A 25381-nucleotide genomic window follows, 5' to 3' on the forward strand; every position below is an offset into this window, starting at 1 on the left:
CAGGCCATCCGAAGGGAGCCCTTCTTGCCCGACCCCGTTGCCGAGCTGGTCCGTGCGCCGTCGCGCTCGTCAGACGAGGCCCGGCTCTACCGCCTGCAATTCCTGGCGTCGATGGCGCTGGTGTCGGCGCTCGTCCTTGGGCTCGGCTTCTATTTCGTCTGGCAGCATTGGGCCGACCTGGAGCACGACCTCCAGCAGAGCGAGGCGCGCTATGTCGAGGAGCAGCATCAGGCCCTGGTGCAGGAGGTGGAGAACGCGCAGTCTTACCTCGCCTACATGCGCTCGCGCGTCGAACCGCTTCTGAAGGAGCAGCTGCGCGCCCAGGTGGACGAGGCCTATTCCATCGCCCGCAGCGTCCACGACCGGGAAAAGGACATCCTGCCAGAAGCGTCGGTAAAGGAATCGATCAAGCAGACACTGCGGCCGCTGCGCTTCTCCGGCGGGCGCGGCTACTACTTCATCAACGACCTGAACGGCGAATCGGTGCTGATGCCGGTCGACCCGTCGCGGGAGGGGACCTCTCCCTTCTCCGCCCCCGATCCGCAGGGGGCCGCGGTGATGCGCGAGCTCATGCGGGCCGTTCAGGATCCCAGCTTGCGCGGCTTCGCCCGCTATCGCTGGCGCATGCCGGACGATCCGGTCCAGGCCGGCGACAGATCGGCGGTGGACAAGCTGGCCTTCGTCCGCCGTTTCGAACCCTATGACTGGGTGATCGGCGCCAGTGATGCACTGGGGGCGGTGGAGGCGCGGTTGCAGCACGAATCGCTGGAGCGTCTGCGCGCCTTCCGCTTCGGGGAAACCGGCTATGTCGGCGTGCTGCGCCAGGACGGGCAGGTGCTGCTGTCGCCCACCGCCCCGGCGTCGGAGGGGATGAACGCCCGCGACCTGCCGTGGAAGACCGAGCGCGACCTCGTAACCCGGCTGCTGGAGCTCGGACGCCAGGGCGGCGGCGAGCTGCGCTACGACTGGATCCACCCGGTCACCGCGCGGCCGACGCCGAAGATGGCCTATGTCTCGGCCCCCAGCGTCTGGGGCTGGATCCTGGTCGCCGGCTTCTACATCGACGATGTTGGCAAGGAGATGGAGGCCCGCCGGGCGGAGATCAGCCGCGGCGTCAACCAGCGGGTCTGGACCACGGTGGCGGTGCTGGCCGTGGCGCTGGCCGCGTCGGTCGGCGTGTCATGGCTGGTCACCGGCTGGATCCGGCGCATCGTCGGCAGCTATCAGCTGCGGGTCAGGCACAGCGACAGCATGCTGCGCGAACGGGCGCGTCAGCTGTATCTCGCCAACTTCTTCATCGACCATGTGTCGGAGATCGTCGTGCTGGCCGACGCCGGCCTGCGCATCGCCTACATCAATCCCTTCGGCTGCCAGGCCCTGGGCGGGACGCTGGAAGACCTCGTGATGGGGCAGGCCGACCTGCTGAAGCGCTTCGCCGCCGAGGGCGAGGACGCGGCCAGCCATTACGAGACAGCCTACCGCACCGCCGACGGACGCACGCTGGAGCTCGAGGTCACCGCCAGCCGCATCACCTACGAGGGCGACGTCTATTACTCGGCCATCGCCCGCGACATCAGCGAGCGCAAGCGGGCGGAATGGCAGCTGCGCCTGTCGGCCAAGGTGTTCGACAACGCGGCGGAGGGAATGTTCGTCGCCAACGAAGACCGGCGGATCGTCGCCGCCAACGACGCCTTCTCCCGCATCACCGGCTATGATCGGGACGAGGTGCTGGGCCGCAGCCCCGACTTCCTGCGCTCGGACCGCAACCCGCCGGGCTTCTACGAGGATCTGTGGGTGCAGCTGCGCGAGAGCGGCCATTGGGCCGGCGAGATCTGGAGCACCCGCAAGAACGGCGAGGTGTTTCCGGAGTGGCTGAGCGTCAAGCTGGTCCGCAACGAGGATGGCGCCATCGCCAACTACATCGCCGCCTTCAGCGACATCACCGCGACCCGCGCGCAGGAGGAGCGTATCCGCCATCTGGCGCAGTTCGATTTCCTGACCGACCTGCCCAACCGCTTCCTGCTGCGCGACCGGCTGGAGCGCGCCATGCTGGCCGCCGGGCGCCACGGCACCAGGGTCGGGCTGCTGTTCGTCGATCTCGACCGCTTCAAGACGATCAACGACAGCCTGGGCCATCAGGTCGGCGACGATCTGCTGCGCGAGGTGGCCGGGCGGCTGACCGCGACCGTGCGGGCGAGCGACACCGTCAGCCGCCAGGGCGGCGACGAGTTCGTCATCCTGATCAGCGACATGGACAGCTCCGACGCCGCCGGCATCGTCGCGCGCAAGGTTCTGCACGCTTTGTCGGAACCCTATCTGATCGATGGGCACGAGTTGCAGGTCACGCCTTCCATCGGCATCGCCATCTACCCCGACGACGGCACCGGCATCGACGGGCTGCTGAAAAGCGCCGACATGGCGATGTATGCCGCGAAGGAGGCCGGGCGTGCCACCTACCAGTTCTTCACGCCGGAGCTGAACCGCCGTGCCTCCGACCGGATGTGGACCGAAAGCAACCTGCGCCGGGCGCTCGCCAACAACGAGCTGGAGCTGCATTTCCAGCCGCAGTTCTCCATGGAGGGCCGCCGGCTGATCGGGGCGGAGGCACTGGTGCGCTGGCGCCAGCCCGACGGCACGCTGATCATGCCCGGCCAGTTCATTCCGGTGGCCGAGGATACCGGCCTGATCCTGCCGCTGGGCGATTGGGTGCTGGGCGAGGCCTGCCGCCGCGCGGCCGAACTGCTGCGCCACCACGATCTGCTGATCGCCGTCAACCTTTCGGCGGTGCAGGTGCGCCGTCCGGGACTGGCGGAGCGGGTGGCCGGCTGGCTGTCGGCCTACGGCATCCCGGCCTCGGCCCTGGAGCTGGAGGTGACGGAAAGCGTCCTGATGGACGAGTCCGACGTGGTGTCGGAAACCTTCTCCCGGCTGCGCGAGTTGGGCGTGCCGGTCGCCATCGACGATTTCGGCACCGGCTATTCCTCGCTGGCCTATCTGAAGCGCTTCCGCGTCGACAAGCTGAAGATCGACCGCAGCTTCGTCAGCGGCCTGCGCGCCGGCAACCCGGACAGCGGCGCCATCGCAGAGGCGATCATCGGCATGGCGCGCAGCTTGCGCATGCAGACGCTGGCCGAAGGGGTGGAGACGGAGGAGCAGTATGGCTGCCTCGCCGAGATGGGCTGCGACCAGTGCCAGGGTTATCTGCTGGGCCGTCCGATGCCCTACGAGGATTTCCTGGAGTTCGTCCGGCGCGACGCCGCCGCAGCCGAGCCGCGGGTGGCCGAACCGGTGGGTTAGGCGCTGGGCCCAGGCGTTGGGCTAGGCGTTGGATCGGGTGGCGGGCGTCACCCGTACCGCAGCAGCCGCGTGCCGTTCGCCTTCAGCCAAGCCCGCGGCCAGTCCACGCCGCTGCCGTCCGTCAGGCTGGCGCACAGCGCCCAGAAGCGCGGCGAGTGGTTCATCTCACGCAGATGGGCCACCTCGTGCCCGACCACATAATCCAGCACCGGCTCCGGCGTCAGGATCAGCCGCCAGGAGAAGGACAGCCGGCCGGTGGACGAACAGCTGCCCCAGCGGCTTTTGGTGTCGCGGATCGTGACCGCCGCCACGCGGGCGCCAATGGTCGCGGCCTTCAGCCGGGCACGGGTCGCCAGCTCGCGCTTGGCCTCTGCGGTCAGGAAATCGCGGATGCGGCGGGAGACGTGTTCCGGCTGCCCGCCGACCAGCAGGGCGCCGTCCTCGATCCTCGTCGGGCCGCGCATGGCAGGGTCGTGGCGGATGACATGCTCGATGCCGAGATAGGGCACGCTGGCACCGTCGGCGAAGGGCAGGGACGGCGGCATTGCCGCCAGCCGCGCCCGCAGCCAGCCGTCATGCCGGCCGACGAACTGGCGGGCATCGGTTTCCGACACGCCGACCGGTACCACCACCTGGACCAGCCCGCGCCCGGCATCGACCCGCAGGGTCATGCGGGTCGCACGCGCGCTTTCCCGCAGCTCCAGCGGAATCGGCAGGCCGGATATCTCCAGCGCGCGGGGCGGCTGGGGCGGCCGGGCGGCGGATCGCTTGCGGCGACGCAAAAGGGCGGGGAGGCGTTGCACCATGCCGTCTTATAGCGCGGCCGGCGCCGGCTGCGGAAGCATCCTCCGCCCTTTGTCGGAATGGTGCCGCGGTCCAGTTTCGGCTTAAAGCATTAGGGCTTTCGAACGATCCCGGCCTATGGGATCGACTGAGGTCACATTTGACACGATCGATCGGGGCACAAGATAAAGCAGAGGTAACGCGGTGGTCTGTAGACCTTCCATTTGCCGCCAGTTCAGATGTTCGTTTGCGTATGGTCGTCCCCTTAGCCTTGCCCCTTAGCCTTGCCGAGTACATGCCATGCCCCTCATCCCTGGAAAAACTCCGACACGTGAGGATTGGCTGGACGCCCTGCTGTCGGCCAACGGTTCTCCCCAGGCCCTGCTTGGCGAGGACGGGCGCGTGCTGGTGGCGAATCCGGCCTTCGCCACCCTGATCGGCCATGCGCCGGGCAGGGTGGAAGGGCTGACGCTGGCGGAGGCCGGGCTGCCGGCCGAAACGGCCGAAGGGATTGATGGGTTGCGGCGGCGGGTGATGGCGACCGGCACGCCTGCGTCCACCACCGGACCGCTCCCCGGCTTTCCCTGCATGCTGACGCTGACGCCCGTCATGGACGCCGAAGGCCGCACCGGCGCCGTGGCTCTCCTTGCCGATGCCGGGGCCTCCGCCTTGGCGGAAGCCAGGGCGGAGGCGGCACAGGCCCGCGCCGATGCCGAGCGCGCCCGCACCGCCAAGGGCAAGTTCCTGTCGGCGGCCAGCCACGATCTGCGCCAGCCTTTCCAGGCGATGCACCTGTTCCACCATCTGCTGAGCGGCCGGCTGACCGATCCGGCTTCCATCGAGCTGGCGAACAAGCTGGAGCAGGCGATCCTCGGTGGCGAGGCACTGCTGCGCGCCCTGCTGGAGGTCTCGGCGCTGGAGGCCGGGCTGGTCATCGCCAAGCCGCAGACCTTCCCGGTCGACGAACTGCTCGCCAAGATGCTGGAGGAGTTCGGCCCGGAGGCGGAGGCGAAGGGGCTGCGCCTCAACGTCCACCCGTTCGACGCCCACGTCACCAGCGACCCGGCGCTGATGGAGCGGCTGCTGCGGCCGATCATGGCCAACGCTCTGCGCTACACGCTGAAGGGCGGCGTCCTGCTGGCGGCGCGGCGGCGCGGCGAGTTCCTGCGCATCGAGGTGTGGGATACCGGTGTCGGCATCGACCCGTCCAACCATGCCGCGATCTTCGAGGATTTCCACCAGCTCGGCAATCCGGGGCGCGACCGCAAGCAGGGGCTGGGGCTGGGGCTCGCCATCGTGCGGCGGCTGGGGCAAGTGCTGGGGCATCCGGTGACGGTGCGCTCCAGGCTCGGCAAAGGCTCTGTCTTCGCGGTGGAGGTGCCGCTGGCCGGCAACGACGGCGACCGCTCGGGCGACGACTCCGGCGACAGCGAGCCGGAGCCGGCCGCCGGCCAATCGCCCTTCGCCGCTGCCACACCCAAGGAAACCGGCACGGTTCTGGTGATCGAGGACGACGCGGTGCAGCTTGAGGGGATTGGATTGCTGCTGCGCGGCTGGGGCTATGCGGTCATCCCCGCCCGTGGCATCGACGAAGCCTGCGCCGGGCTGGAGGGCGGGGCGGCGGCGCCCGACCTCGTTCTGTCCGACCTGCGCCTGTCGGGGCCGGAGACCGGCATCGACGCCATCCAGGCGGTCCGTGCCCGCTGCGGCCGTCGGGTGCCGGGCGTCATCGTCACCGGCGACACCGATCCCGACCGGCTGCGTAGCGTCGACCGCAGCGGCTTTCCCCTGGTCCACAAACCCTGCGATCCGACCGCCCTGCGCCGCTTGCTGAGCCGCAGCCTGATGGCCGGACGGGCGGGTTCCCTGCCGTCCGTCCGCCGGCCGGATGCCGCCTGTCAGCGTTAGCCGTTCCGCACTTGCGCGTTTTCGCTCTGCAACATTCCATCGCTACGATTTTCACGTCATAAAACTGTAATGCGGCGTCTTGACAGACCCGCGTATGCGTGCGCAGTGTGACGGTTAGAGCAACCAAACAGTTTCGAAAACGATCATCGCGCTGCCGGTCTTTTTCGCAATCGCACACAACGTCGCGCACATTGGCGTGTGCAGCAGCGTCTGCGATTGCCACCAAAACTTCACGAAAGCGTCGCGGGACGGCAACCCGTTGCCCTCATGACAACCGCGAACCATACCGGGATAGGGAGACCCACCGCATGTTGACCCGCCGCAAGCTTGCCCTCCTGACGGGCGCCGCCGCCACCTCCGCCCTGCTGTTCGCCGCGGCGCTGCCGGGCCCGGCACTCGCGCAGCAGAAGACCGTGATCGATTTCTGGCACGGCCTGCCGCAGCCGCTGGGCGGCCAGCTGGAGCAGATCGCCAAGGACTTCAACGACAGCCAGCAGGCGGTCCAGGTCAACGCCTCCTACAAGGGCAGCTATCCGGAGACGATGCAGGCGGCCATCGCCGCCTTCCGCGCCGGCAACGCGCCGCACATCGTGCAGATGTTCGAGGTCGGGACCGCCACCATGATGGCCGCCGGTCCGGCGGTGAAGCCGGTCTACCAGCTGATGCAGGAGACGGGGGCGTCCTTCGACGCCGACGCCTACATCCCTGCGGTGAAGGGGTACTACTCGTCCAAGGACGGGAAGATGATGGCGCTGCCGTTCAACAGCTCCAGCACCATCATGTTCTATAACAAGGACGCCTTCCAGAAGGCCGGCCTCGATCCCAACAAGCCGCCGGCGACCTGGCCGGAGATGATCGAGGCGACGAAGAAGCTGAAGGCGTCGGGCTCCACCTGCCCGCTGACCACCGCCTGGCCGGTGTGGGCGCAGTTCGAACAGCTGGGCGCCATCCACAACACGCCCTTCGCCAGCCAGGCCAACGGCTTCGGCGGCCTGAACGCCGAGCTGAAGATCGACGCCCCGCTCTACGTCAAGCATGTCCAGACGCTGATCGACATGCAGAAGGACGGCCTGTTCAAGTATGGCGGCCGCGACAACAAGCCCGACGCCCTGTTCCCGTCGGGCGAATGCGCGATGATCCACGCCTCGTCGGGCCTGCGCAGCCGCATCCTGAAAGAGGCGACCTTCGCCTGGGGTGCCGCTCCGCTGCCCTACTGGCCGGAATTCGCCAAGGACGGCCCGAAGAACAGCATCATCGGCGGCGCCGCCTTCTGGGTGATGACCTCGCCCAAGCGCACGCCGGCCGAATACAAGGCGGTGTCCCAGTTCTTCACCTACCTCGCCCGGCCCGAGGTCGATGCCAAGTGGCACATGGACACCGGCTATGTCCCGGTGACGATGAAGGGCTTCGAACTCGCCAAGGCGCAGGGCTATTACGAGAAGAACCCCGGCGCCGACGTGCCGGCCGCCCAGCTGACCCGGACGCCGACCACCGAGAACAGCATGGGTCTGCGCCTGGGCAACCTGCCGGAAATCCGCAACATCATCCAGGAAGAGCTTGAGAAGGCCTTCCAGGGCCAGCAGGACGCCAAGCAGGCGCTCGACGCCTCGATCAAGCGCGGCAACACCGTGCTGCGCAACTTCGAGCGCGCCAACAAGGGCTGAGATCGCCTGCGACACCATCCCTCTCCCGCCCGGTGGCGGGGGAGGGATTGCGCCGTCTACCATTGACGAAAGACCATCCTTTGCAGCGTCGCGTCACCTTCGACAACCGGCTGTTGCCCTACCTGCTGCTGGCGCCGCAGGTGGCCGTGACGCTGGTGTTCTTCATCTGGCCGGCCGCCAATGCGATCTGGCAGTCGGTGCATCTGCAGGACGCCTTCGGCATCCGCAGCGAGTTCGTCTGGTTCGAGAACTTCACCAATGTGCTGGGTGACCCGAATTATCTCGACACGCTGAAGGTCACGGTCGTCTTCAGCCTGGCGGTGACCGTGCTGGCGATGGGGCTGGCGCTGCTGCTGGCGGTGCTGGCCGATTCGAAGATCAAGGGGGCCCGCGCCTACAAGACGCTGCTGATCTGGCCCTATGCGCTGGCCCCGGCCGTCGCGGCGGTGCTGTGGATGTTCATCTTCAACCCCGACATCGGGTCCTTCGGCCGGGCGCTGCGGGCGCTGGGCTATGATTGGGATTACCGGCTGAACGGCGGGCAGGCGCTGACGATGGTGATCATGGCCGCCAGCTGGAAGCAGGTGTCCTACAACTTCATCTTCTTCCTGGCCGGATTGCAGGCGATCCCGCGCTCGGTGATGGAGGCGGCCAGCATCGACGGCGCCGGTCCGGTGCGGCGGTTCTGGACCATCACCTTCCCGCTGCTGTCGCCGACCACCTTCTTCCTGCTGGTGGTCGACATGGTCTACGCCTTCTTCGAAACCTTCGGCACCATCCATGCCCTGACCCAGGGCGGGCCGGGCAAGGCGACGGAGACGCTGATCTTCCGCGTCTATCAGGACGGCGTCGTCAACAACGATCTCGGCGGGTCGTCGGCGCAGTCGGTGATCCTGATGGTGATCGTCATCGCGCTGACCGCGGTGCAGTTCCGCTTCGTTGAGCGCAAGGTCCACTACTCATGAAGCCGACCCGTTTCATCGATCTGCTGCCGCACATCGTCCTGATCGTCGGCGTCCTGATCTTCGCCTATCCGATCTATGTGACGCTGATCGGCTCCACCTGGGATTCCGGCACCATCGGCCGCGGCGGCCTGCCGCTGTGGCCGGGCGGGCAGGGGGCGACCAACTATGCCCAGGCCTGGGTGGGCGAGGCCGGCGACCGCGCCATGTACACGCCCGTCCGCACCATGATGCTGAACAGCCTGGTGATGGCGCTGTCCATCGCGGTCGGCAAGATCGCCATCTCCATCCTGTCGGCCTATGCGGTGGCCTTCTTCCGCTTTCCGCTGCGCATGGCCTTCTTCTGGCTGATCTTCATCACGCTGATGCTGCCGGTGGAGGTGCGGATCATCCCGACCTACAAGGTCGTCGCCGACCTGGGCCTGATCAACACCTATGCCGGGCTGGCCATCCCGCTGATCGCGTCGGCCACCGCGACCCTGCTGTTCCGCCAGTTCTTCCTGACCATTCCGGACGAACTGCTGGAGGCGGCGAAGATCGACGGCGCCGGACCGGTGCGCTTCTTCATCGACGTGGTGCTGCCGCTGTCACGCACCAACATCGCAGCACTGTTCGTCATCCTCTTCATCTATGGCTGGAACCAGTATCTCTGGCCGCTTCTGGTCACCAGCAGCGGCGACATGGAAACCATCGTGACCGGCATCACCAAAATGATCGGCACCGGCGAATCGGCCAACGACTGGCACATCATCATGGCGACCACGGTGCTGGCGATGCTGCCGCCGGTGGCGGTGGTGGTGTTCATGCAGCGCTGGTTCGTCAAAGGTCTTGTGGACAGCGAAAAGTAAGCGCGGGCGAAGGGAAAGAAGAACAATGGCAACCGTTGAAATCCGCAACGTCCGCAAGTCCTACGGCCCGGTCGAAGCGATCAAGGGCATCGACATCGCGATCCAGGACGGGGAATTCCTGGTCCTGCTCGGCCCGTCCGGCTGCGGCAAGTCCACCCTGCTGCGCATGGTCGCCGGGCTGGAGGGCATCACCGGCGGCGAGATCGCCATCGGCGGGCGCGTGGTCAACCATCTGGACCCCAAGGATCGCGACATCGCGATGGTGTTCCAGAACTACGCGCTCTATCCGCACATGACGGTCTTCGACAACATGGCCTACGGCCTGAAGATCCGCGGCATTCCGAAGGCGGAAATCCGGGCGCGCGTCGACAAGGCGGCGAACATCCTCGAACTCGGCCGCTTCCTCGACCGCCGGCCGAGCCAGCTGTCGGGCGGCCAGCGCCAGCGCGTCGCCATGGGGCGCGCCATCGTGCGCGAACCGGCCGCCTTCCTGTTCGATGAGCCGCTGTCGAACCTGGACGCCAAGCTGCGCACCCAGATGCGGGTGGAGATCAAGCGGCTGCAGGACCGGCTCGGCATCACCAGCCTCTACGTCACCCACGATCAGGTCGAGGCGATGACGCTGGCCGACCGCATCCTGGTGATGAACCATGGCGTGGCCGAACAGATCGGCACGCCGCTGGAGGTCTACCAGCGCCCGGCCAGCCTGTTCGTCGCCGGCTTCATCGGCTCGCCGCCGATGAATGTGCTGGACGGCCGCATCGACGACCGCGGCGAGGCGGTGCTGCTGCCCGGCGGCCAGCGCCTGGCCTTGCCGCAGGCGCGTCCGACCGACGCCGGCCGTCCGGTGAAGCTCGGCATCCGGCCGGAGCATATGGCCGTCGCCGCACAGGATTTCTCCGGTGGCTTTTCCATCGAGGTCGAACTGGTCGAGGCGCTTGGCGCCGATACCGTGGTCTATGGCCGTCTGCCGGACGGCGAGAGCCTGCTGGTCCGCATGGCCGGAATCCCCACCGTGCGCGAGCGCGACCGGCTGACGGTCGCACCGCAGGACGGCGCCCTGCACCTGTTCGACGCGGTGACCGGCCGGCGGATGGAGTGACCGTGCCCGGTCACTCTCCGATCAGAAGTCCGAACAGCGTCCCTTGAACTCCCAGTCGCCGTAGCGGGTCGGCTCCGGCCCCTTCGGGCCGCCGATCTCGCCCGGCTTCTGTTCCGGACCTTTGGCTTCCGTTCCATCGGTGGCGGTTCCGGCAGTCACCGCCTCGGCGGCATCCTGTTGCGGCTTGGTCGGTTCGGTCATCATGTCCATCGCGAAACTGTGGGCATCCTGGCAGGCATCTTGAACGCGGGCGCGCCCCGGACCCATATCTGGATCATGTCCGGGATCGGAGCGGGTTACCCCGCTTCGGCCCATCCTGAACCGATATGGCGATCATGACCAGCTATCTGAAGACCACCATTCTCCTTGCCGGCCTGACGGCGATCTTCATGGCGGTCGGCTTCCTGCTGGGCGGCAAGACCGGCCTGATCATCGCCTTCGTCATGGCGCTGGGCATGAACCTGTTCAGCTACTGGAATTCGGGCGACATGGTGCTGTCGATGTACGGCGCCCGCGAGGTCGACGCCTATTCCGCCCCCGAGTTCCACGGCATCGTTGCCCGGCTGGCGGAGCGCGCCGGCTTGCCGATGCCGCGCGTCTACATCATCCAGAACGACCAGCCCAACGCCTTCGCCACCGGCCGCGACCCGGACCATGCGGCGGTCGCCGCCACCACCGGCCTGTTGCAGCGGCTGACGCCGGAGGAGATCGCCGGCGTGATGGCGCATGAGCTGGCCCATGTGAAGAACCGCGACACCCTGATCATGACGATCACCGCGACCATCGCCGGCGCGGTGTCGATGCTTGGCAATTTCGGCCTGTTCTTCGGCGGCTCCAGCAACGACGAGCGCGGTGGCAACCCGCTGGGCATGGTCGGGGCGATCCTGGCCGCCATCCTCGCCCCCATCGCCGCGACACTGGTGCAGATGGCGATCAGCCGCACCCGCGAGTTCGAGGCCGACCGCATCGGTGCGGAGATCTGCGGCCGTCCCGCTTGGCTGGCCGACGCGCTGACCAACATCCACAACAGCGCCAACCACATCCCCAATTACCAGGCTGAGGCGCACCCGGCGACCGCCCACCTGTTCATCGCCAATCCGCTCAGCGGCGCCAGCATGGCCAGCCTGTTCTCCACCCACCCCGACATGGGCGAGCGGGTGGCGCGGCTCCGCAACATGGCTGCCCAGACCGGCAGCTTCAGCGGCGGGTTCGGCGGTGGTGGCTTTGGGGGCGGCCAGACCCCGCCGCGCGACGGCCGCTCGCCCTGGGGGGCGCCGCCGCAAGGCGGCCAAGGCGGCTTCATGCCGCAAAACCGCCGCGGCCCCTGTGGCTGATCTCTCCGGCAAGCCTCTGGTAAAGGATTGCGTGCCGAAGGGGTAGGCGACTACCCTTCCGGCACGCGCTCAATCATGACGGTCGCCAGGGGATTTCTTGCATGTCCGACGCCGCGAAGTACCGCCTTGTCACCCGCTCCGATTTCGATGGGCTCGTCTGCGCCGTTCTGTTGAAGGAGCTGGGCATCCTCGACGAGATCAAGTTCGTCCATCCCAAGGACATGCAGGACGGCAAGATCGAGATCACCGACCGCGACATCACCACCAACCTGCCTTACGTCGACGGCGCCCATCTGGTGTTCGACCATCACCTGTCGGAAACCATGCGGGTCGGCGAGAAGCCCAACCACATCATCGACCCCAAGGCGCCGTCGGCCGCCCGCGTCGTCTATGATTACTATGGCGGGAAGGAGCGTTTTCCCACCATCTCCGATGAAATGATGGCGGCGGTCGATCAGGCCGACTCGGCGCAGTACCAGCGCGAGGACATCCTGAACCCCACCGGCTGGACCCTGTTGAACTTCATCATGGACGCGCGTACCGGCCTGGGCCGCTTCCGCGAGTTCCGGGTGTCGAACTACCAGCTGATGATGGATCTGATCGACTACTGCCGCAGCCATACCATCGAGCAGATCCTGGAGCTGCCCGACGTGAAGGAGCGGGTGGAGCTCTATACACAGCATGCCGAGCTGTTCGTCGACCAGCTGAAGCGCTGCGCCACCGTGCGCGGCAACGTCGTCGTGCTCGACCTCCGCAAGGAGGAGACGATCTATGCCGGCAACCGCTTCATGATCTACGCGCTGTTCCCTGACACCAACGTGTCGATCCACGTCCTGTGGGGCCTGAAGCAGCAGAACACCGTGCTGGCCTGCGGCAAGTCGATCCTGGACCGCAGTTCGAAGACGGACATCGGCCCGCTGATGCTTCAGTATGGCGGCGGCGGCCATCAGGCGGCCGGTACCTGCCAGGTCGACAACGACCGGGCCGAAGAGGTACTGGAGGAAGTCGTCGCCCGCATGCGCGCGGACGGCTGAACTTCACCGACCGGGTTTCTAGCGATTGAGCGCCTTTCCTCCTTTCTCCGATAACACCCTGTTCGACGCCGGCTGGCTGTCCGCCCTGTCCGACGAGGTGCCGAGGACGGAGGCGCTCGACCGTGCCCGGCCGGTGGTCGCCGATGCCATCGCCCGCACCGCTGCGGCGGGGGCGGCGGCGCTGGCCAGCATCGAGGCGCTGGTGGCGAGGGCGGCGCTCGACGCCATCCCGGCCCTGCTGGCGGCGGAGACGGTGGAGTTGCCGGACGCCGCCGCGGTGAGCGAGCGCTCGATTCATGAGTTGATGAGCCGGGTGGCCTACAAGCGCCGCGAGCTGATGCCGCTGTTCCCCGAGCTGATTGAGCGGGTGGCTGCCGTCCATGCCGCCGCGATCCAGGCCTGCGGCACTGCGCGCTGGCAGCTGATGGCGGCGCGGGCGCGGATGCAGCCCGGCCGGCCGTCCAGCCCGATCCAGGGTGCCGGCACCCGCTATGTGAAGAGCGACCGCTTCGACGCCCGCGCTGCCGAAAGCCTTCCCGGTATCGACCGCACCCGCGCCGACCGCATCCTGAAGCGGCTGGGCGAGGCGCCGGTGCCGGACGAGCTGGAGCTTCGCCCGCTGGATGGGGCTGGCGATCTCTGGACCATCAAGGCCGGCGGGATCAGCCGCTTCATCCTGCGGGTCGAGCGCGACCGGCGCGGGCCCTTCTACATGGTGGAGGATGTCGGGCCGCAGGCCGCCTGAATGGCTGCCGGCCCGACGGTTTACGAGGACTGCCGCGACCGCATCTGTTCGCGATAGAAGATGTAGACGCCGCTGCCGACGATGACGGCGGTGCCGAGGATCGTCGACAGGCGCAACTCCTCGCCGAACAGCATCAGCGAATAGACCGCCGCCCACACCAGCGTGGTGTAGCCGAAGGGAGCCACGGTGGCGGCCGGGGCGGCGCTGTAGGCACGGATCAGGCAGAAATGGCTGATGCCGCCCAGCGTCCCCAGCAGGATCATCAGCGCCGCACCCGTCAGGTCGGGCGTCACCCAGTTGAAGGGCAGGGCCAGCGTGCAGGCGACCGTCCCGGCCATGCCGGTGTAGAAGATGGTGGTCGTCGGCGAATCCGCGCCCCGCAGCTTGCGCGTGGCGATCTGGTACAGGGCGTTGCTGAAGGCCGCGGCCAGCGGCAGGGCCAGCGCCCATTGGAAGGTGCCGCCCACCGGCCCGACGATGATCAGCGCGCCGGCCATCCCGACCAGCACGCCGACCCAGCGCCGCCAGCCGACCTTCTCGCCCAGCAAGGGCACCGACAGCGCCGTGATCAGGACCGGTACGGCGGCGGCAATCGCCTGCACTTCGGCGAAGGGGATGCTGCGCAGGGCCAGAACGGCGAACAGCGTGGTCGCCAGCAGCAGGCAGGAGCGGACGAGTTGCAGCGGCAGCCGGTGCGACACCATCAGATGCGGGCTGCGCCACGCGACGACCGTACCCACCAGCAACATGTGCACGGCGAAGCGCGCCCAGGCGACCTCCACCACCGGATAGCTTTTGGTCAGGACCCGGATGGTGGCGTCCTGGGTGACGAACAGCAGCGTCGTCAGCATCATCCAGAAAATGCCGGCCCGGCCCGACCGCCGTTCCGCCAGGGCCCGCTCCGCCAAAATATTTTCCGCCAATGTCGCTTCCGCCGGCGCAGCCTTGGCCGCAGCCGGCGCACTCTCTCCCGTACTCATCGCCCCCGCTTTCCCTGCCTCACCATACTAGTATATGGACGGGACGCGGGCGGTGGCCTGACAAGGACGGGACATTGCCGTGTCCGGGGCGCAGGGCTGTGGCACCTCAGATCCCGGCCACGCCCCACAGCAGCAGCGCCACCAGCCCGACCAGCAGAAGGGAGGCGACGGCGGACAGAGCGAGCGCTCGCCCGATGTCGGCAGGGGTGACGCGGGCGCGGCCGTCGCCGATCCAGTTCTCGGTGATGACCACGCCGCCGTCGCGGTGCGGGCCGCCCAGCGCCAGCCCCAGCGCGCCGGCCATCGCGGCGATGGGCCAGCCCATGTTCAGCGACGGGTGCTTGCGCGCATCGCGGCCGAGAGAGCGCAGAGCGCTGCCGGCCTTGGCGGTGCCGATGAAGGGGGCGGCCAGCGCCAGCAGCAGACCGGCCAGACGGGCGGGCAGGGCGTTCAGCGCATCGTCCAGCGTCGCAGCGGTCGATCCGAAGCGGCCATGGCGGACGCCGGGGCTGCCCAGCGCGGCGTCGGCGCCGTCCATCGCCGTCCAGACGAACAGGCCCGGTACGCCGAGCAGGGCATAGCCGAAGACCGGCGCCACCAGCTTGCGGTCGAAGGCGCGGGCGGCGGCCTCCACCGCCGCACGGGCGATGCCATGTTCGTCCAGCCCATAGACATGGCGGCGGGTCAGCGATTGGATCGCCTCCTGCCCGGCGACGACTCCGCCGCTTTCCAGCGCCCGGCGCACCGCCCGAATGCGGGTCCAGGCCGCCCGGCCGCGCAGGCCGCAGAGCAGGGCCAGCAACTCCACCATCCAGCCGCGGCCGATGGAGCCGATCCACTCCACCAGCAATCCGGCAGCGGCGGCGATGAGCACCAGCGCCAGCACCACCAGCGCTCCGCGGAACACCTGCGCCGACCTGCCCCGCTCCGCCCGGTTCAGCCGGACATCGGCGGCGTTGCAGAAGCGCCGCGCCAGACCTGCCGGGTCGGGCAGGATGCGGTCCAGCCAGTCGCCGAACAGCGCGTCGATCCCCAGCGCCAGCAGCAGGAGCAGCAGCGGACCGGGACCGCCGAAGGCCGAACCGAACATGGAGTCTCCGGGGCAGGGAATCAGCGGAGGAGGGTCAGCGGGCGCCGGCCTGGCGCAGCAACGTACCTACGCGGGAGTTGCGGCTTTCCTGCGCCCAGTTCAGCGCGGTCCGGCCGGTGAAGTCGGAGCGGTCGACCTTGGCCCCGGCCTTCAGCAGGCGGTCCACCACGTCGGCCCGGCCGCTGCGGGCGGCGACCATCAGCGGGGTCATGCCTTCGCGGTTTTCCATGTCGACCTTGGCGCCCTTCTTCAGCAGCAGATCGATCAGTTCCGGATTGCCGTTCTCCGCAGCGGCCAGCAGCGGGGTGATGCCGGCCTTGTCGGCGCGGTTCACGTTGGCACCGCTGTCCAGCAGCAGGGCGGCGATGGCCGGGCTGGAGCGGTCGACGGCAGCCAGCAGGGCGGTCTTGCCATGGATGTCCGCCTGGTTGGGGTTCTCGCCCCGCAACAGGGCGCCCTTCGTCTTGGTGACGTCGCCGTCATTGACCGCCTGCATCAGACCGGTGTCCTGGAACAGGCTGATCTGGGCGAGGGCCGGGGCGGCCGAGCCGGCGGACAGGCCGGCCGCAAGCAGGGGGGCGAACAGGGTGGCGAGCAGGAGCCGCTTCATGGCGGGTATCCTTCCTTGACAGCATGGGTGCCGGATACTAGCCAGAACACCGGTGCTTTTGCCAGATCGGCCTTCATCGCCAGACCGTGGGCCTGCCGGTCCGCATCGACAGGTTGAACCCATGCTCCGCAACCCGCTCGCCCGCCACATCGCGCTTTTCCTGCTGGTGAAGGCCGTGCTGATCGGGCTGGGCCTGTGGTGGTTCCTGGGAACGATGCCGGAGCCGCGTGGCGCGGTGACTCCGCCAGCCGCATCGCGGCCGTGATCGAAATCCGCCTCGCGCCCTCGAGCGGAACCTTGCCCCCGCTTTCCGGTTGGATTCGGATTGTTCGGACTTCCTGTCAAGCGAAGGGGTGGAGGCATGATCGAGAGCCGCGACCAGAACCCGACCACGATCGATTCCAGTGCCTGGACGGGAGACAGCGGAACCACCGGCACCGATGCCGGCAGCACCAATGCGACGGTGCGCGAGGCCGTGGCGGTCTTCGACAGCCGCGATGCCCTGCAAAACGCCATCGACGACCTGACGCTGGCCGGCTTCCAGCGCCATGAGCTGAGCCTCCTGGCCAATGACGAGACGATCCGCGAGCGGCTGGGCGATGTGCCGCGCGACGTCGGCAGCCTCGCCCACGACCCCGACGCGCCGCGGCAGGCCTACATCTCGCCGGAGGATATCGGCAGCGGCCAGGGTGCCGCGGTCGGCTTCCCCGCCTATGTCGGCGCCATCATCGCCACCGGTGCCGTGCTCGCCACCGGCGGCACCGCCCTGGCCGCCGCCGCCGCTGCCGCCGCGGCGGGTGTCGGCAGCGGGGCTGCGGGCTCCTTCCTGTCGCAATGGATCACCGACAAGCGCAACGAGCCGATGCTGCAACACCTCGACAAGGGCGGCATCCTGCTGTGGGTCAATGTCGGCGACGCCGCGCGCGAACGCATCGCGCTGGAGATCCTGAACCGTCATGCCATCCGGCCGGCCGAGGTTCACGACGTGCGGCAGACCGGATCGATGTGACGACCCGCCGCCGCTTCACCCCCGCCCCGGCTATCCGCGACGTCCCCGGCGGACCAGCGCATCGGGGGTGAAGTCCTCCGGTTTCAGCGGGGCGTCGTAGCGCGGCGGGGGCAGGCCGTTTTCCACGCCGCGGGCGGCGTAGCGGTCGGCCGTCAGGTCGAAGGCGAACTCCATCGTCGGGACCAGCGCCGGCACCTGCCAGTCCGGCAGCGGATGCGCTTCGGCGTAGCGCAGAAGCTCCCCCTTGCCGTTGTAATGCTCCGACGCCAGGATCTGCCAGCTGTCCTCATCCAGGTAAAAGGTGCGGTCGGGCAGCGAATGCTTGAAGTTCGGCTTCAAACGGGCGTCGACCACCCAGACCCGGTGCATCTCATAGCGCAGGAACTGTGGGTTGGGGTGGTGCGGCCACAGGATGTCCCGCATCGTCAGGCTGGGGTTGGTCAGCCGGTGGGCGTTGTACGGCATGTACATCTCGCGTCGCGTCACCAGCGTGTAGTCGAAGCGGTCGAGCGCGCCGCTGAACATGTCCAGCATGTCGGCGGTACAGATTCCGCCTGTCACCGGGTCGGGCGTGTCATAGGCGAAGTCGGGCGCCGCAACCACGCGCCCGCGCTCCCCCTCCCGAACCCAGGCACGGGTGCGGGCGGCGATGGGGTCGAGCGTTCCCTGGACGATCAGGCTGCTGCCCGCCTGTTCCTTGGGATCCAGGATGGTGCGGCGGTAGAGCAGGGGCGGGGCGGCGGCATCCCCGGCGGCATAGGGCGAGGCGAAATCCTCGCGCAGCCGGGTCAGCGACCGGGTTCCGTCGCCGGACTGCACCACCGTCAGGCTGGTGCGCGACAGATTGCCGCCACGCCAGCGCAGCTTGTGGTTCCACATCGCCTGCACGCCGTTCGCCGGAATCGGGAAGGGCACGCCCACGGCCGCATCGCGCAAGGCCAGCCCGTTCTCGCCCAGCCTGGCGCGGTCGGCGTTGGCGAGCGAGGCGTCGTAGATGCGCTGCGGTGCCGCGGCGCTGCGGCGGCTGGGAAACAGCGCCAGTTCGAAGCTGTCCGGAAACTTCTCCAGCAGGGCCTGCTGCCCGGCGGTCAGCCGGACCTTGTAGCGCTCGACATCGGCGGCGCCGACGGTGAACCAGCGCACGTCCTCGATATAGGGATCGGGCGAGGGGCGGTTCGGCACATAGCCGCGCGGCGCCTCGGTCAGCCCGCCGGTCCAGGGCGGGATCGCCCGCGTGCGGTTGCCGGCGCGCACCGCTCCGAAGGGCGTCAGCTCTTCGCCCAGCCGCGGCACACCGACGTCGGACGGGGCGCTTGGGGCTGGAGCGCTTGGGGCCGGGGCGCTTTGGGCAAGCGCACCGCGGGTAGTGGCGGCGACAGAGGCGGCGGTCCCCAGCAGCAGGCCGAGGGTTTGCCGCCGGTCGGGGTGGAAATCCGTCGGGTCGCTCATGCCGTTGACCGCTCCACGAGGGCCAGTTCCCGTGCGATGGCGGTGCAGGTCGCGGCGAAGCTGTCGCGCAGCCGGCCGGCCTCCTCCCTGAGCCGTGGGAGCGGTGCGCCTTCGGTGGCTGACTGCTCCAGCAGGCGGGCGGCTTCGGCCAGCGGCCTGGCGCCGGCATTGCGGGAGGAGCCTTTCAGATTGTGGGCGCAAGCCCGCATCCGGTCGCGGTCGCCCATGTCGAGGGCCTTGTCCAGATCGGCAATCACCCCGTGGCCGATGGCGATGAAATCACCCAGCAGTTCCGCCAGCATCTCCGCATCGCCGCCGCACAGCGCGCGCAGGCCGGCGAGTTCAATTAATGGTTCGGGCAATGGTTCGGGCAGTGTCTCAGGCACCGGTTCCGGCAAAGCCCATGCCGGAACCTCGGCTGGCTCGGCGGGGACCGGCGGCATCCAGCGTGCGAGCGTCGCCCCCAACTGCGACAGCTCCAGCGGCTTGCTCAGCACATCGTCCATGCCGGCGGCGCGGTAGCGCTCGATGTCGGCCGGGGCGGCATTGGCGGTGATGGCGACAATCGGGAGGCGGTCCGCCGACGGTTCGTCGCCGCGGATCCGGCGGGTCAGCTCGAACCCGTCGATTTCCGGCATCTGGACGTCGGTCAGCAGCAGGGCGAAACGTCTCCGGCCCTGCCGCATGGCGTCGAGCGCCTCCAGCGCCTCGGCTCCGCCGGGCGCCATCTCCGCGGCATAGCCCAGCGCCTGCAACTGCATCAGCAGAACCTTGCGGTTCACCGGATTGTCTTCGGCCACCAGGATCAGGCGCCCCTGGGCTTCCGCCCCATCCACGGCGGGGGCGCCGGGGGCGGGGCCTGCCGCAGTCCTGGCGCCGACGGGCGACGGCAGGGCAGAGGATTGGGGGTTGGATTGGAGGTTGGACTGCGGGTGGACCGGCTGGAGATGCAGCCTGCCGGCGGCGACGGCCACCGCGCGCAACAGGACCAGCCGGCGCAGCGGGCGGCTCAGCACCACCGTGCCGGCTTCCGTCCCACGCGCCGCGGGGTGGGAGGACGGGCCGGGCATGCCACCCGTCTCATGGCAGAGCAGGACCACCGGTGGCCGGGCCTCGCCGCTGCGGCGGCCAAGCTCCTGCGGCGCGCAGGCGGCGGCCGGGACATGCAGCGCCTCGTCGATGGTGACGACGCCGACCGCGCAGCCGGCTTCGCGGGCGATGCGGGCCTGGGCCGCCAGTTCGGGCGGGGAGGCGGCGGGCAGCACGCGGGCGCCGGCCTGCTCCAGATAGCGGGCGAGGAAACCGCGCTCCGTGTCGTCGGGCACGCCCAGCAGGACGGTCAGCCCGTCCAGATCGACGGCATCGGAACCGTCCTCCGCCGAAACCGGTGCGGCGGCGTGGGCCAGGGGGAGACGCAGCCAGAAGGTGGAACCGCGGCCCGCCTCGCTCTCCACCCCGATCTCGCCGCCCATCAGGGCCGCCAGCCGCCGGCTGATCGACAGCCCCAGCCCGGTGCCGCCGAAGCGCCGTGTGGTGGAGCTTTCCGCCTGGGTGAAGGGCTGGAACAGGCGCTGGCGAGTCGCCTCGGCGATGCCGATGCCGGTGTCGCAGACGGCGATGCGCAGCAGCGTTTCCGTGCCTGTCGGGGGCGACTCCAGCTCGGCGCGCAGCACGACGCGGCCGGCCTCGGTGAACTTGATGGCGTTGCCGGCCAGATTGAACAGGATCTGGCGCAGCCGCACCGGATCGCCCAGCAACGCCTGCGGGATCGCCGGGTCGACATAGGTCAGCAGCGCCAGCCCCTTGGCCCCGGCGGCGGGGGCCAGCGTTTCCGCCACCCCCTCAACCAGCGCCGGGACCGAGAGCGCCACCCGTTCCAGATCCATCTTCCCGGCTTCGATCTTCGAGAAGTCCAGGATGTCGTCGATGATCCGCAGCAGCGCGTTGGCCGACTCGCGCATGGTGCCGACGGTGTCGCGCTGGTGGTCGTCCAGCTCGGTCCGCTCCAGGAGGCCCAGCATGCCGAGCACCCCGTTCATCGGCGTGCGGATCTCATGGCTCATGGTGGCGAGGAAGGCGGATTTGGCCTTGGTCGCCTCCTCCGCCTGCTCGCGGCTTTCGCGCAGCTCGCGCGTGCGCTCCGCCACCCGGGTTTCGATGGACTGGATCTGGTCGAAGGCGCGCAGCGCCGCGATCACCGCCGTGAACAGGCTTTCCGCCGACAGGTCGGCCTTCGGCTTGTAGTCGTTGATGTCGTAATCGACGATCACGTCGCGCTGCGGCGCCTGACCCGGCTGGCCGGTGCGCAGGATGATGCGGACATCGCGGTTGCCCAGCCCGTCCCTGATCCAGCGCACCAGTTTCAGGCCGGAATCGTCCTCCTCCATCACCACGTCGAGCAGGATCACGGCGATGTCGTGCCGGCTTTCCAGCACGGTGCGGGCGTCCGCCGCGGTGAAGCAGCTGACGAGGTCCAACCGCCGCCGCTGGAAGGCGACATCGGCCAGCAGCAGCCCGGTCATGGAATGGACGTCGGACTCGTCGTCCACCACCAGGATCACCCAGGGCGGGGCCGCCGGGTCGATCGGCTCCGCGCCGGTGGCCGCCTCGCCGGGATCGGGCGGGGCGCCGTCCACCTCCTCGTCGGCGAACAGGATTTCGTCATCGTCGTAGGCGCCGGTGCTCATGCGGGTTCGGTCTCCAGCGGTACGGGCGTCGGCGAAGGCGTGGCGGCGGCGGGACTGCCGGGGGGAATGACGGTCTTCGGAATGCGCAGGGTGAAGGTAGTTCCATCGCCGGGAACGCTGTCAACCGAGATCCGCCCGCCCAGTGACTGGGTCACCAGATTGAACACGATGTGCAGCCCCAGGCCGCTGCCGCCCGACCCGCGCCGGGTGGTGAAGAAGGGTTCGAACACCTTGGGCAGGTTTTCCGCGGCGATGCCGACACCGTCGTCGGCGAAGCGGATTTCCACCTCGCCCTCGGCCGCCTCGTCCACGTCGATAACCATGTGCCCCTTGCTGTCCGCCGGGAAGGCATGGGTCAGCGCGTTCATCACCAGATTGGTCACCACCTGGCTCAGCGCGCCGGGGAAGCTGTCCATCAGGATGCCGGGCGAGCAGGCGATGGCGACGCGGTGCCGGCTCTTGCGCAGGGTGGGGCCGAGCGAGGTCACCACCTCCTCCAGATAGGCCAGCAGGTCGAAGCGGCGGCGCTCCTCGCTGGTCTGGTCGACGGCGACGCGCTTGAAGCTCTGGATCAGTTCCGCGGCGCGGGTCAGGTTCTGTTCGATCAGGCGGGACGATTCGCTGGCGGTGGCGACATAGGCGGCAAGCTCCGACTTCTTCATCGTCCCGCGCTCGAACCCCTCGGCCAGCATCCCGGTCCGGCCCGACAGGTGGGTGGCGCAGCCGAAGGCGATGCCGATCGGGGTGTTGATCTCATGCGCGACGCCGGCGACCAGCAGGGCGAGCGAGGCCATCTTCTCGGCCTGGACCAGATTGGCCTGCGTCTCCTTCAAATCGGCATAGGCGCGTTCCAGCTCCTGCATCGCGTTGAAGATTTCCTCGGCCGACCGGGCTTCCACCGTCACGTCGGTCAGGGTGCGGACGAATCCGCCCTCCGGCAGCGGGTTGGTGCGCACCTCGACGATGCGGCCGTCGGGACGGCGGCGCTTGAAGGTGAAGGGCTGGTCGATCATCCCCGCCGGCTCCTCCGGTGGCATCGTGAAGCCACCATCCATACCGGCGTCGGAGCCGCTTCCGCTGCCGCCCGCGCCGATGCCGTAGCTGAGATACAGGTCGGGATCGTCACCCATCTCGCCGAATTCGCCCTGGCGGCGCTGGAGTGCCACGACATCGGCGAAGCGCGGGTTGCCGGCCAGCACCTCGGGCGGGATGTTCAGCAGCTCCGCGGCGCGGCGGTTCGCCGTCACCACCCGCCCGTCGCCGTCGACCTTGATGATGCCCTGGTCGGTGTTGTCCAGAGTGACCTGCAGCACATTGCGTTCATGGGCCAGATCCAGCTCGGCCCGCACCCGTTCGGTGACGTCGGACATGGTTCCGGTCAGGCGGCGGGCGCGGCCGTCGGGATCGCGCTGGGCAGTGGCGCGGTCCTCGATCCAGGCCCACCGGCCGTCGCGCCGGCGCATGCGGTAGACGGCGGTGTAGGCCATGGCGCGGTCGCGCACCCGGCGCCGCGACTCCTGCATCACCCGCTCCGCCTCGTCCGGATGCAGCAGCGAGGACCAGGTCTCCGCCGTCATCGGCAGCTCGCTCGGACCATAGCCGAGCAGGGCGGGGAATTCCTTCGACCACCAATATTGCCCGCTGTGCAGGTCATAATCCCAGACGGAGGACCGGGTGGCGGTGATGGCCAGCGCCAGCCGCTGCTCGCTCTTGCGCAGGGCGGCCTCCTCCTGTCCCAGCCGGGCGAGCATGGCGTTGTGGGCCTGGATCACCCGCCCGAGTTCGTCGGCGGCGCGCCAGTCCACCGGCTGGTGCCCGCCGCCCCGCTCCGATTCCAGGATGGAGGCGATCAGCCGCCCCAGCGGCCGGCCCACCGTCAGCCGCAGTGCCGCCAGCGCCGCCGCGATGGTGCCGGCCAGCATCAGCAGAAGCAGCACCGCGGTGTTCACCACCTCCTGCCGCAGCTGTTCGCGGACGACGTCGTGGCTGTAATGCAGGGTGATGGTGCCGACTTGGAGGTTCTGTACCCGGACCGGCCGCCGTTCGATGTTGGCGTCGCTGCTCAAGGGACAGCTCGGCCCCGGCCAGGCGAACAGCCCGTCGGCCAGATCGTCGCTCACCTCGACGCAGACGAGCTCCCGGTTGGCGCCGATGGCCTGGATGACGTTGCGGATAGCCTGGACGTCGAAGGTCCACAGATTGTTGGACAGCGCCGCCGCGTTGATGTCGGCGATGGTCGCCACCTTCTGCCGCAGCGCCGCCTGCAAATCCTTGTAGCGGTCATAGAAGAACAGGGCCGAGAACAGCGAAACCGCGACCACGAGGCTGGGCACCAGGATCAGCAGGAACTTGGCCGATACGGTCGGTATGCGCCGCCATGCCTCAACGATCCTGGTCATGCCTTGCCGTTCCGGAGGTTCGTCGATAGGGCGGCGGTGCGGCACGCGGAGCGCGCACCTCCCCAAGGACGTTCTACCCCGTCGTCCGCCCTCCGTCCATGCAGGTTGAGTCCCAGGGGCGGGAAGCGGAGGAAAAGTGTCGCGCCAAAGGGGAGCGCTCATCCGATTGTGGTATCGAGACTTGAGGCCGGACAGATGCTTGCACTACTGTGCATAGGCGGATGGCTTTGGTTTCGCGCGCATTTGTATGGGTGCGGCCAGGGTTGCGGACCGGGTTGAGAGGATCTTGAGAGGATCTATGGATTTCAAGACGACCAACACAGTCGATGCGACGGAGGTTTGGCTGACGGGCCGCCTCGAGTTCACCGACCATGACCGGCTCAGAGACATCGTCGAACTGGTCGAGCAGTCCCGTGCGCGGCGCTTCGTCATCGACATGTCGAAGCTGGACTTCATCGACTCCGCCGGGCTCGGGATGTTGCTGATCCTCCAGGAGGAGACCGAGAGCCGCAACATCAAGATGATCGTTCGCCATCCCCTGGGTGACGTGAAGCGGTCGATCGAACTGGCGCGGCTGGGCGAGATCATCACCATCGAGTTCTGACCTGCGGAACTCCGACCTGCCGAGTCCTGACCCGCCGGTTCTTGCCCCAGGGGAGTTTGCCGCATGGACGCCGCTCATCACGACAGCCCGGCCGAACCGGCACTCCGCGGCTTCAGCCTGTTGCGCGACCGGGTGCCCACCGACATGGCCGCCCGCGTCGCGTCGCGCTTCGCCGGGACGGTGCAGGACCAGCGGGACGATGCCGTGGCAACCGGGCGGGGGCTGCCGGAGCGGGCGGTGGAAACGCTGCTGATGGAGCGGGCCGACCGCGACCGTCTGCGCGCCGCCTTCGACCGGAGCCCCTTTCTGACGGTCGAGCTGGGGGAGGGAGCCGACGAGGCGGCGGCCCCGCTCGACGACTGGTCGGGGGCACCGGCGGCGGACGATCCCGGGCTTCCGGGATTCTACCTGTCGCTGACCACCGGCACCGCCTATGGCCTGCAATGCCCGGTGCTGGTCTGCGACGAGCTGGTGCGGCGCGGCGTTCTGGAGCCGCAGCGCCGGTCCAATGTGGAGCTTTGCCTGCACGAGGCCGTCGCCAACGCCATCGTCCACGGCAATCTGGGCCTGTCCAGCGCGGTGAAGGGGGAGCCGGGCGGCTATCGCCGGTTCAGCGAGATGATGCGCGACCGGCTGGGCGATCCCGCCGTGACGCGGCGGCGGCTGGACATCTTCTGCCGCTGGAACGGGCGCTGCATCGCCATCGCGGTGGTGGACCAGGGCGGCGGCTTCGACACCGCGCTGGCCCCGGCGACCACCGGCAACAAGGCGCGGTCGGGCCGCGGCTTCGTCTTCATGCGGACGCTGGCTTCGCGGGTGACGGTGACCGACGGCGGTCGCTGCACCGTCCTGCAGTTCGACCGCTGACGGAGCGTC

Annotated in this window: 21 protein-coding genes; 13 read left to right on the forward strand and 8 right to left on the reverse strand. The window is 68.6% G+C overall.

Translation table 11 applies throughout. From position 1 onward, the window contains the following. The first annotated feature begins 24 nt into the window (after positions 1-24). Positions 25-3297, forward strand: a complete 3273-nt coding sequence (locus tag GBZ48_RS36735; protein ID WP_174471584.1) for a bifunctional diguanylate cyclase/phosphodiesterase — start codon at positions 25-27, stop codon at positions 3295-3297. Between the two features lie 47 nt (positions 3298-3344). Here the strand turns inward: GBZ48_RS36735 and GBZ48_RS13910 are convergent, their stop codons facing one another. Further along, positions 3345-4103, reverse strand: a complete 759-nt coding sequence (locus GBZ48_RS13910) for a M48 family metallopeptidase (protein WP_174471585.1) — start codon at positions 4101-4103, stop codon at positions 3345-3347. Between the two features lie 277 nt (positions 4104-4380). Between GBZ48_RS13910 and GBZ48_RS13915 the strand changes: the two genes are divergently transcribed. From GBZ48_RS13915 to GBZ48_RS13935, 5 genes are all read left to right on the forward strand, one after another. Further along, positions 4381-5988 carry an ATP-binding protein gene (locus GBZ48_RS13915; RefSeq protein WP_174471586.1) on the forward strand — a complete coding sequence of 536 codons (1608 nt, stop codon included), beginning with the start codon at positions 4381-4383 and terminating at the stop codon, positions 5986-5988. 308 nt (positions 5989-6296) lie between these two features. Continuing rightward, on the forward strand, positions 6297-7652 hold the full coding sequence (ugpB, locus tag GBZ48_RS13920) for a sn-glycerol-3-phosphate ABC transporter substrate-binding protein UgpB (RefSeq protein ID WP_174471587.1): 1356 nt from the start codon (positions 6297-6299) through the stop codon (positions 7650-7652). Positions 7653-7732: 80 nt separating this feature from the next. Further along, the gene (ugpA, locus tag GBZ48_RS13925; protein ID WP_109096928.1) at positions 7733-8617 is read left to right on the forward strand and encodes a sn-glycerol-3-phosphate ABC transporter permease UgpA; all 885 of its coding nucleotides are present in this window, start codon (positions 7733-7735) and stop codon (positions 8615-8617) included. Then, positions 8614-9462 (forward strand): sn-glycerol-3-phosphate ABC transporter permease UgpE, encoded by an 849-nt coding sequence (gene ugpE, locus GBZ48_RS13930; protein ID WP_109051277.1) that lies wholly within the window; start codon positions 8614-8616, stop codon positions 9460-9462. The genes ugpA and ugpE overlap by 4 nt, the downstream gene beginning before the upstream one ends. Before the next feature lie 25 nt (positions 9463-9487). Next, positions 9488-10564 (forward strand): sn-glycerol-3-phosphate import ATP-binding protein UgpC, encoded by a 1077-nt coding sequence (locus tag GBZ48_RS13935; RefSeq protein ID WP_174471588.1) that lies wholly within the window; start codon positions 9488-9490, stop codon positions 10562-10564. A 21-nt stretch (positions 10565-10585) separates the two neighbouring features. Here the strand turns inward: GBZ48_RS13935 and GBZ48_RS13940 are convergent, their stop codons facing one another. Next, positions 10586-10774 carry a DUF1674 domain-containing protein gene (locus GBZ48_RS13940; protein WP_109051275.1) on the reverse strand — a complete coding sequence of 63 codons (189 nt, stop codon included), beginning with the start codon at positions 10772-10774 and terminating at the stop codon, positions 10586-10588. Between the two features lie 116 nt (positions 10775-10890). On the opposite strand from GBZ48_RS13940, the gene htpX reads away from it, so the two are divergent. The 3 genes from htpX to GBZ48_RS13955 all read left to right on the forward strand — a co-directional run bounded on the left by htpX (position 10891) and on the right by GBZ48_RS13955 (position 13677). Next, the gene (htpX, locus tag GBZ48_RS13945) at positions 10891-11898 is read left to right on the forward strand and encodes a zinc metalloprotease HtpX (protein WP_174471589.1); all 1008 of its coding nucleotides are present in this window, start codon (positions 10891-10893) and stop codon (positions 11896-11898) included. Between the two features lie 101 nt (positions 11899-11999). Beyond that, positions 12000-12932 carry a DHH family phosphoesterase gene (locus GBZ48_RS13950; RefSeq protein WP_174471590.1) on the forward strand — a complete coding sequence of 311 codons (933 nt, stop codon included), beginning with the start codon at positions 12000-12002 and terminating at the stop codon, positions 12930-12932. A 25-nt stretch (positions 12933-12957) separates the two neighbouring features. Then, positions 12958-13677, forward strand: coding sequence for a hypothetical protein (locus GBZ48_RS13955; RefSeq protein WP_174471591.1), 720 nt, complete (start codon positions 12958-12960; stop codon positions 13675-13677). A gap of 20 nt (positions 13678-13697) precedes the next feature. On the opposite strand, the gene GBZ48_RS13960 is transcribed toward GBZ48_RS13955, so the two are convergent. From GBZ48_RS13960 to GBZ48_RS13970, 3 genes are all read right to left on the reverse strand, one after another. After that, positions 13698-14657, reverse strand: coding sequence for a DMT family transporter (locus tag GBZ48_RS13960; protein WP_174471592.1), 960 nt, complete (start codon positions 14655-14657; stop codon positions 13698-13700). A 106-nt stretch (positions 14658-14763) separates the two neighbouring features. Then, positions 14764-15747, reverse strand: coding sequence for a cobalamin biosynthesis protein (locus GBZ48_RS13965; protein ID WP_174471593.1), 984 nt, complete (start codon positions 15745-15747; stop codon positions 14764-14766). A gap of 34 nt (positions 15748-15781) precedes the next feature. Next, the gene (locus GBZ48_RS13970; protein ID WP_174471594.1) at positions 15782-16357 is read right to left on the reverse strand and encodes an ankyrin repeat domain-containing protein; all 576 of its coding nucleotides are present in this window, start codon (positions 16355-16357) and stop codon (positions 15782-15784) included. Between the two features lie 121 nt (positions 16358-16478). Here GBZ48_RS13970 and GBZ48_RS13975 point away from each other — a divergent pair, with 121 nt between their 5' ends. Further along, positions 16479-16622, forward strand: coding sequence for a hypothetical protein (locus tag GBZ48_RS13975; protein ID WP_174471595.1), 144 nt, complete (start codon positions 16479-16481; stop codon positions 16620-16622). A gap of 96 nt (positions 16623-16718) precedes the next feature. After that, positions 16719-17366 carry a hypothetical protein gene (locus tag GBZ48_RS13980; RefSeq protein ID WP_174471596.1) on the forward strand — a complete coding sequence of 216 codons (648 nt, stop codon included), beginning with the start codon at positions 16719-16721 and terminating at the stop codon, positions 17364-17366. Positions 17367-17396: 30 nt separating this feature from the next. On the opposite strand, the gene GBZ48_RS13985 is transcribed toward GBZ48_RS13980, so the two are convergent. From GBZ48_RS13985 to GBZ48_RS13995, 3 genes are read right to left on the reverse strand one after another with little or no spacing between them, the layout of a single operon-like run. Beyond that, a complete protein-coding gene (locus GBZ48_RS13985; RefSeq protein ID WP_174471597.1) occupies positions 17397-18815 on the reverse strand; it encodes a DUF1329 domain-containing protein in 1419 nt (472 codons plus the stop codon). Beyond that, a complete protein-coding gene (locus tag GBZ48_RS13990; protein WP_174471598.1) occupies positions 18812-21502 on the reverse strand; it encodes a response regulator in 2691 nt (896 codons plus the stop codon). The genes GBZ48_RS13985 and GBZ48_RS13990 overlap by 4 nt, the downstream gene beginning before the upstream one ends. After that, positions 21499-23901, reverse strand: a complete 2403-nt coding sequence (locus GBZ48_RS13995) for an ATP-binding protein (protein WP_174471599.1) — start codon at positions 23899-23901, stop codon at positions 21499-21501. The genes GBZ48_RS13990 and GBZ48_RS13995 overlap by 4 nt, the downstream gene beginning before the upstream one ends. A 298-nt stretch (positions 23902-24199) precedes the next feature. On the opposite strand from GBZ48_RS13995, the gene GBZ48_RS14000 reads away from it, so the two are divergent. Both GBZ48_RS14000 and GBZ48_RS14005 read left to right on the forward strand, forming a co-directional pair. Continuing rightward, positions 24200-24505 (forward strand): STAS domain-containing protein, encoded by a 306-nt coding sequence (locus GBZ48_RS14000; protein ID WP_109051264.1) that lies wholly within the window; start codon positions 24200-24202, stop codon positions 24503-24505. Positions 24506-24568: 63 nt separating this feature from the next. Next, positions 24569-25372, forward strand: coding sequence for an ATP-binding protein (locus tag GBZ48_RS14005; RefSeq protein ID WP_174471600.1), 804 nt, complete (start codon positions 24569-24571; stop codon positions 25370-25372). Positions 25373-25381 lie beyond the last annotated feature (9 nt).

The sequence above is a fragment of the Azospirillum melinis genome, assembly GCF_013340935.1.
GTDB classification, from domain to species: Bacteria; Pseudomonadota; Alphaproteobacteria; order Azospirillales; family Azospirillaceae; genus Azospirillum; species Azospirillum melinis.

Bases quoted from the DNA above. Each gene is read 5' to 3' on its own strand.
- GBZ48_RS13910 (WP_174471585.1), bottom strand. From the start codon at position 4,103: ATGGTGCAACGCCTCCCCGCCCTTTTGCGTCGCCGCAAGCGATCCGCC.
- GBZ48_RS13915 (WP_174471586.1), top strand. From the start codon at position 4,381: ATGCCCCTCATCCCTGGAAAAACTCCGACACGTGAGGATTGGCTGGAC.
- ugpB (WP_174471587.1), top strand. From the start codon at position 6,297: ATGTTGACCCGCCGCAAGCTTGCCCTCCTGACGGGCGCCGCCGCCACC.
- ugpE (WP_109051277.1), top strand. From the start codon at position 8,614: ATGAAGCCGACCCGTTTCATCGATCTGCTGCCGCACATCGTCCTGATC.
- GBZ48_RS13935 (WP_174471588.1), top strand. From the start codon at position 9,488: ATGGCAACCGTTGAAATCCGCAACGTCCGCAAGTCCTACGGCCCGGTC.
- GBZ48_RS13940 (WP_109051275.1), bottom strand. From the start codon at position 10,774: ATGGACATGATGACCGAACCGACCAAGCCGCAACAGGATGCCGCCGAG.
- htpX (WP_174471589.1), top strand. From the start codon at position 10,891: ATGGCGATCATGACCAGCTATCTGAAGACCACCATTCTCCTTGCCGGC.
- GBZ48_RS13950 (WP_174471590.1), top strand. From the start codon at position 12,000: ATGTCCGACGCCGCGAAGTACCGCCTTGTCACCCGCTCCGATTTCGAT.
- GBZ48_RS13960 (WP_174471592.1), bottom strand. From the start codon at position 14,657: ATGAGTACGGGAGAGAGTGCGCCGGCTGCGGCCAAGGCTGCGCCGGCG.
- GBZ48_RS13965 (WP_174471593.1), bottom strand. From the start codon at position 15,747: ATGTTCGGTTCGGCCTTCGGCGGTCCCGGTCCGCTGCTGCTCCTGCTG.
- GBZ48_RS13970 (WP_174471594.1), bottom strand. From the start codon at position 16,357: ATGAAGCGGCTCCTGCTCGCCACCCTGTTCGCCCCCCTGCTTGCGGCC.
- GBZ48_RS13975 (WP_174471595.1), top strand. From the start codon at position 16,479: ATGCTCCGCAACCCGCTCGCCCGCCACATCGCGCTTTTCCTGCTGGTG.
- GBZ48_RS13980 (WP_174471596.1), top strand. From the start codon at position 16,719: ATGATCGAGAGCCGCGACCAGAACCCGACCACGATCGATTCCAGTGCC.
- GBZ48_RS13985 (WP_174471597.1), bottom strand. From the start codon at position 18,815: ATGAGCGACCCGACGGATTTCCACCCCGACCGGCGGCAAACCCTCGGC.
- GBZ48_RS13990 (WP_174471598.1), bottom strand. From the start codon at position 21,502: ATGAGCACCGGCGCCTACGACGATGACGAAATCCTGTTCGCCGACGAG.
- GBZ48_RS13995 (WP_174471599.1), bottom strand. From the start codon at position 23,901: ATGACCAGGATCGTTGAGGCATGGCGGCGCATACCGACCGTATCGGCC.
- GBZ48_RS14000 (WP_109051264.1), top strand. From the start codon at position 24,200: ATGGATTTCAAGACGACCAACACAGTCGATGCGACGGAGGTTTGGCTG.
- GBZ48_RS14005 (WP_174471600.1), top strand. From the start codon at position 24,569: ATGGACGCCGCTCATCACGACAGCCCGGCCGAACCGGCACTCCGCGGC.